Here is a 6210-nt window from a genome sequence, read left to right on the forward strand (position 1 = left end):
CGTACACATCGAGTCCCGCGCCTGCAATGCGGTGCTCGCGCAGCGCCGCCGCCAGCGCCTCGGTATCGACCACGCTGCCGCGCCCGATGCTGACCAGGTAGCCCTGCGGCCCGAGCGCATCGAGCACTTCGGCATTCACGAGATGGCGCGTGGCCGGCCCGCCCGGCGCGGCCAGCACCAGGAAATCGGCCCAGGCCGCCAGCGACTTCAGGTCGCCGAAGTAGCGGTGCGCCGCGCCTTCGCGCGGCTTGCGGTTGTGATAGCCGATCTCCATGTCGAAGGCGGCCGCGCGCTTGGCGATCTTCTGGCCGATGGTGCCGAGCCCCAGGATGCCGAGCTTCTTGCCCGACACGTTCGGCGGCTGCGGAATGGCTTCGCGCCACACGCCTTCGCGGCACAGCCGGTCGAGCTTGCGGAACTCGCGCACGATGCCGATCAAAAGGCCGAAGGCATGGTCGGCCACGCAGTCGTCGTTGGTGCCGGCGCCATTGGCGGTGGCAATGCCGCGTGCACGCGTCACTTCGAGCGGCACGCCTTCGTAGCCAGCGCCCAGGCAGCAGATCAGCTCGAGCGCCGGCATGGCCGCAATTTCTTCGGGCGTGATGCCGATCACGCCGATGGTCAGCACCGCGCGGAATTTCTTGCCGTGCTCGGCAATTCCTCATCGATATCAAAAAATAGGCGGGCTACATCAGCGGCGTGGCTTCGCTCTTTTGCAAAGCCCACATCTGCGCATAGCGGCCCTGCTTCGCAAGCAGCTCGGCATGCGTGCCGCGCTCGACGATCACGCCCGCCTCGAGCACCAGGATCTCGTGCGCATCGACCACCGTCGAGAGGCGGTGCGCGATCACCAGCGTGGTCTTGTCCTGCGCGGCGCTCCTGAGCTCCGACTGGATGGCGCGCTCGTTGGCCGAATCGAGCGCCGAGGTGGCCTCGTCGAAGATCACGATCGGCGGGTTCTTCAGCAGCGTGCGCGCAATGGCCACGCGCTGCTTTTCCCCGCCCGACAGCTTGAGGCCGCGCTCGCCCACGGTGGTTTCATAGCCCCTGGGCGTGGCGGCGATGAAGTCGTGGATGCGCGCGGCGCGGGCCGCGCCTTCCACCTCTTCGCGCGTGGCGCCGGGGCGGCCGTAGGCGATGTTGTATTCGACCGTGTCGTTGAACAGCACCGTGTCCTGCGGCACGATGCCGATCGCGCGGCGCACGCTGGACTGCTGCACTTCGCGGATGTCCTGCCCGCCGATGGTGATGCGGCCCTGCTGCACGTCGTAGAAGCGGTAGAGCAGCCGCGCGAGCGTCGACTTGCCCGAGCCCGAGGGGCCGACCACAGCCACCGTCTTGCCGGCCGGGATCTCGAAGCTCACGTGCTTGAGAATGGGCCGGTCGGGCTCGTAGGCGAAGCTCACGTCCTCGAAGCGGATGGTGGGGTCGACGCCGCCGCCCTCACCCCTGCCCTCTCCCGGAAGGAGAGGGAGCAAAGACAGCGGCTGCGCACCGGGCGCATCGCGCACTTCGCGCTCCTTTTCCATCAGCACGAACATCTTGTCCAGGTCGGTCAGGCTCTGCTTGATCTCGCGGTAGATCACGCCCAGGAAGTTGAGCGGAATGTAGAGCTGGATCATGAAGGCGTTGACCATCACCAGGTCGCCCAGCGTCATGCGCCCTTCGACCACGCCCGAGGTGGCGCGCCAGAGCATCAGCACCAGGCTGGTCGCGATGATCAGCTGCTGGCCGGTGTTGAGCATGCTCAGCGTGCGCTGGCTCTTGATGGCGGCCTTGCGGTAGCGGTCCAGGCTGGCGTCGTAGCGTTTCGCCTCGAATTCCTCGTTGTTGAAGTACTTGACGGTTTCGTAGTTCAGCAGCGAATCGACCGCGCGGCTCTGGGCCATGGAGTCGAGCTCGTTCATGGTCTTGCGGAACTGGGTGCGCCACTCGGTCACGGTGACCGTGAAGGTGATGTAGAGCACCAGCGCCGCGCCCGTGATCCAGACGAACAGCGAATCGAACTTCACGCCCAGGATGGTGAGCACCAGCGCCAGCTCGATGATGGTGGGCACGATGCTGTAGAGCGACATCGAGATGAGCGAATGCACGCCGCGCGTGCCGCGCTCGATGTCGCGCGTCATGCCGCCGGTCTGGCGCTCCAGGTGGAAGCGCAGGCTCAGCGAATGCAGGTGGCCGAACACCTCCAGCGCGATCTGCCGCGCCGTGCCCTCGGTGGCCTTGGCGAAGATCAGCTCGCGCAGCTCGCCGAAGAGCGCGGTCGAAAAGCGCAGCAGCCCGTAGGCCAGCAGGAGCCCGATGGGCACGATCAGCAGCGCCTGCGCCATGTCCGGCCTGGGCGTCATCGTGTCGATCAGGTTCTTGAGCAGCACCGGCACGCCCACGTTGGCCACCTTGGCGCCCACCATGAAGCCGAGCGCGGCGATCACCCGCCACTTGTACTGCCAGAGATAGGGGAAAAGGCGGCGCAGCGTCGCCCAGTCGGAGCGGTCGCTGCGCGCCGGCGCATGGCCGGTGGCGCTGTGGGGGGGAGGAGGTAGGGCTTCGCCGCTGCGGCGCATGAGGGACAATCGTGGTTGCTTAGTTTGTCCAGATTGTGCCCATGTCCGATATTTCCAGCACCGCCGCCGCCGCGACCCTCAAGAGCCTGCCCACCGACATGGAGCTGGTGCTCAAGGTCATTCCGATGCCGGCGGACTGCAACGCCAACGGCGACATCTTCGGCGGCTGGGTCATGGCGCAGTGCGACCTGGCCGGCTCGGTCATTCCGGCGCGCTATGCCAAGGGCCGCCAGGCCACGGTGGCGGTCAACGAATTCATCTTCAAGCAGCCGGTGCGGCTGGGCGACATCCTCTCGTTCTATTCGAAGCTGGTGCGCATCGGCCGCACCTCGGTCACGGTCACGGTCGAGGTCTTTGCCGAGCGCTTCCGCGCCCAGGGCGAATACATCAAGGTGACGCAGGCGACCTTCACCTACGTGGCCATCGACGACAACGGCCGGCCCCGGCCGATCGAGCAGCAACCCTGAGCACGCGCGCTCACAGCGCCGGCTCGCGCACCCGCTCGAAGCGTTCGAACTCGCGGTTGACCCAGCGCCCGTCGAGCCGCTCGGTGCGGCGGATGTAGACGGCCTGCACGATGTCGCGCGTGTGGGCGTCGATCTCGATCGGGCCGCGCGGGCTCTCGAGCTGGAGGCCCCGGAAAGCGTCCACCAGCCGTTCGCCATTCAGGCCGCCGCGCGCGGCCGGCGAGCTCATCGCGGCGTCGGCCGCCGCGAGCGCATCGTGCGCCGCCACCGCGAAATAGCCAGGCCGCAGGTGGCTGCCGTACTCGGTCTCGAAGGCGGCCGTGAAGCGGCGGTTGGCCGCCGATTCGTGGGCAAACGAATAGTGGTGGCTGGTCACGAGGCCATCGGCCAGCTCGCCGATGCCTTCGAGGTAGTGGTCGTCGGTGGCGTCGCCGGTCGCGAGCAGGCGGATGCCGGTGTCGGCCATGCCGCGGTCGCGCCAGAACTTGAGGAAGGTGGCGGGCATCTGGCCCGAAGGCAGGAAGAAGAACACCGCCTGCGGCCTGAGCTCGCGCAGCCGCAGCATGTAGGCCGAATAGTCCAGCGTGTTGAGCGGCACGCGCAGCATCGCGCCGATGCGGCCGCCGCCGGCGGTGACGGCCGAGACGAAGGCGCTTTCGGCATCGACGCCCGAGGCATAGTCGGCCACCACGGTGCAGACATCGCGCAGCCCTTGCTGGATCGCCCAGCGCGCCAGCGGCATCGTGACCTGCGCGATGGTGAAGGACACGCGCACCGCGAACGGGCAGCGCGCCGTGATGCCCGAGGAAGCCGCATTCATCACCAGCAGCGGCACCTTGGCCTGCGTGGCCACGGCGCCGACGGCGTAGGCGTTGGAGCTGAAGTCCAGCCCCGCGAGCAGGTCGACACGCTCGCTCTCCACCAGGTCCTGCGCATGGCGGCGCGCCTGCTCGGGCGCGCTGCCGGGCACGTCGCGGCGCAGCAGTTCGACCGGGCGCCCCGCGATGCGCTGGTTGTGGGCCGCGAGCCAGACCGACATGCCGGCATCGAACTGGCGTCCGCCCGCGGCATAAGGGCCCGACCAGGAACCGATGACGCCGATGCGCAGCGGCCGCACGCGGGCCAGGGCCAGCGAAGGCGCGGCCAGGGTGCCCGCGAGCAGGCCTAAAGTACGCCTGCGCGTGGTGCCGATTGCTACTTTTTCAGTAGCATCATTCGCACGCTGGGTGGGCGTTGCCGACGATCGTGTCTCGAAAACTTGCACGGCAGCAGTGTACGCATGCGCCGTGGGCCGGCAAGCGTGGAAACGCGCTCAGACTTTGGAGAAATCGGGCTTGCGCTTCTCCATGAAGGCGCCGAAAGCCTCGCGCGCGGCGGGTTCGCGCAGCATGCGGCCGAAGCTCGCGCCTTCTTCGTCCATGCGCTCGAGCACGGCCGGCATCTGCGCCTTCTTCAGCAGGCGCTTGGTCTCGACCAGCGCGCTCAGCGGCTTGGCCGCGAGCTTGCGGGCCTGCACCTGCGCGATGGCATTGGCTTCGGTCGGCGGCACGATGCGGTTGACCAGGCCGACTTCGAGCGCGGCCTCGGCCATGAAGGGCTCGCCCAGCAGCAGCGCCTCGGCTGCGCGGTGGTAGCCCAGCATCTGCGGCACCAGCAGGCTCGACGCTGCCTCGGGGCACAGGCCCAGGTTCACGAAAGGCATCGAGAACGCCGCGTTGTCGCCCGCGTAGACCAGGTCGCAGTGGAACAGCATCGTGGTGCCGATGCCCACGGCCGGGCCGCAGACCGCCGCCACGATGGGCTTGGGAAAGGCCGCGATGCCGCGCAAAAAGCGGAACACCGGCGAATCCTTGCCGGCGGGCGGCGCGTTGAGGAAGTCGCCGATGTCGTTGCCCGCGCTGAAGATGGTGGGATCGCCCTGGATCAGCACGCAGCGCACGGCCGCATCGCCCTCGGCCGCGGCCAGTGCGTCGGCGAGCTCGCCGTACATGCCGCCGGTGATGGAGTTCTTCTTGTCGACGCGGTTGAAGGTGAGGGTCATCACACCGGCTTCGGTGTGGACGAGGATGTCGCTCATGGGAATGGTCCTTGGATAAAACGGTTTGTCTGTTTGTTTGCCTGGAGGGTGGCGCAGTGGTCAGGCGTCGAGGGCTTCGCGCACGAAATCCAGGCGGTCCTGGCCCCAGAACATCTGGTCGCCGACGAACATGGTGGGCGCGCCGAACACGCCGCGCGCCACCGCTTCCTGCGTGACGGCCTTCAGGCGGTCCTTCACTTCCTGTGTGCCGGCCAGCGCGAGCAAGGCGGCGGCGTCGAAGCCCGCATTCTGAAGCACGGCGCCAACGGTGGCGGGGTCGTTCATGTTCTTCGGCTCGACCCACATCGCGTGGAAGACGGCACCGACGTATGCGCCAAAGCGTGCCGGCTCCTTCATCTGGAGGCCTGTCGCGCCGCGCATCAGCAGCAGCGTGTTGATGGGGAAGTGCGGGTTGTGCACGAAGGGCACGCCATAGCGTTTGGCAAAGCGCTGCAGGTCGATGGTCATGTACGGCGCCTTGGGCACGACCTCGGCCGGCGACCGGTTGCCGGTGGCCTGGAACACGCCGCCCAGGAGCATGGGCTTCCACACCAGCTCGGCGCCGGTGTCGGCGCACACGTGGGGCAACTGCGTGGCGGCGAGGTAGGCGGCGGGGCTGCCGAAGTCGAAATAGAACTCGACGGTCTTTGTCATTGGGATCTCCTTATGGGGTGCGCTCGTTTTTGGCGCTGTTGTTCGGGACGCCGTTGTTCAGGGCGTGTGCACAGGGCACGCTCGTGGTGTACCACTGATCAACGACCGCTCCGCATAACGCTCCCGCTGATGGGGTGCCTTGCGCAGCGAAATCAAGGAGGAGGCCGCAGGCCGGGGGACATTCGCGGAGCAAGGTACCCCGTCGGCGGGAGCGCGCCCTGAACGACATCCAACTCGATGAATCGAAGCGCCCGAAATCATCTCAGAACTTCTCCGACCAAGGCCGCAGATCGAGCTCGTGCGTCCAGGCGTCGCGCGGCTGCGAGTGCAGCATCCAGTAGCTGTCGGCGATGTGCTCGGGGTTCAGGATGCCGTCGCTCTGCTTCAGCGCATAGCGCTCGGGAAAATTGCTGYGGATGAACTCGGTGTCGATGGCGCCATCGACCAC

5 protein-coding genes and 2 pseudogenes are annotated in these 6210 nt (G+C 67.4%); 1 reads left to right on the forward strand and 6 read right to left on the reverse strand.

The window, feature by feature from the left end; translation table 11 throughout:
• Both AC1DOC_RS16640 and AC1DOC_RS16645 read right to left on the reverse strand, forming a co-directional pair.
• Positions 1-658 (reverse strand): annotated as a pseudogene (locus AC1DOC_RS16640) (NAD(P)-dependent oxidoreductase); the annotation flags it as partial.
• Between the two features lie 28 nt (positions 659-686).
• Positions 687-2564, reverse strand: a complete 1878-nt coding sequence (locus AC1DOC_RS16645) for an ABCB family ABC transporter ATP-binding protein/permease (protein WP_478079533.1) — start codon at positions 2562-2564, stop codon at positions 687-689.
• A gap of 41 nt (positions 2565-2605) precedes the next feature.
• Between AC1DOC_RS16645 and AC1DOC_RS16650 the strand changes: the two genes are divergently transcribed.
• Positions 2606-3031: an acyl-CoA thioesterase gene (locus AC1DOC_RS16650; protein ID WP_012745975.1), complete on the forward strand. Its 426-nt coding sequence runs from the start codon at positions 2606-2608 to the stop codon at positions 3029-3031.
• 10 nt (positions 3032-3041) lie between these two features.
• Here AC1DOC_RS16650 and AC1DOC_RS16655 read toward each other — a convergent pair whose 3' ends face one another.
• From AC1DOC_RS16655 to AC1DOC_RS16670, 4 genes and pseudogenes are all read right to left on the reverse strand, one after another.
• Positions 3042-4148, reverse strand: coding sequence for an ABC transporter substrate-binding protein (locus AC1DOC_RS16655; protein WP_478079534.1), 1107 nt, complete (start codon positions 4146-4148; stop codon positions 3042-3044).
• A gap of 195 nt (positions 4149-4343) precedes the next feature.
• Entirely contained in the window at positions 4344-5108 is a 765-nt protein-coding gene (locus tag AC1DOC_RS16660) for an enoyl-CoA hydratase (RefSeq protein ID WP_436042438.1), read from the reverse strand.
• Between the two features lie 60 nt (positions 5109-5168).
• Positions 5169-5762: a DsbA family protein gene (locus AC1DOC_RS16665; protein ID WP_478083896.1), complete on the reverse strand. Its 594-nt coding sequence runs from the start codon at positions 5760-5762 to the stop codon at positions 5169-5171.
• Positions 5763-6024: 262 nt separating this feature from the next.
• Positions 6025-6210: pseudogene (locus AC1DOC_RS16670) on the reverse strand (glucose 1-dehydrogenase); the annotation flags it as partial.

Source organism: Variovorax sp. 01T439_2 (assembly GCF_056398445.1).

Excerpts from the sequence above, each read along its gene's own strand:
- AC1DOC_RS16645 (WP_478079533.1), bottom strand. The coding sequence starts at position 2,564 with ATGCGCCGCAGCGGCGAAGCCCTACCTCCTCCCCCCCACAGCGCCACC.
- AC1DOC_RS16650 (WP_012745975.1), top strand. The coding sequence starts at position 2,606 with ATGTCCGATATTTCCAGCACCGCCGCCGCCGCGACCCTCAAGAGCCTG.
- AC1DOC_RS16660 (WP_436042438.1), bottom strand. The coding sequence starts at position 5,108 with ATGAGCGACATCCTCGTCCACACCGAAGCCGGTGTGATGACCCTCACC.
- AC1DOC_RS16665 (WP_478083896.1), bottom strand. The coding sequence starts at position 5,762 with ATGACAAAGACCGTCGAGTTCTATTTCGACTTCGGCAGCCCCGCCGCC.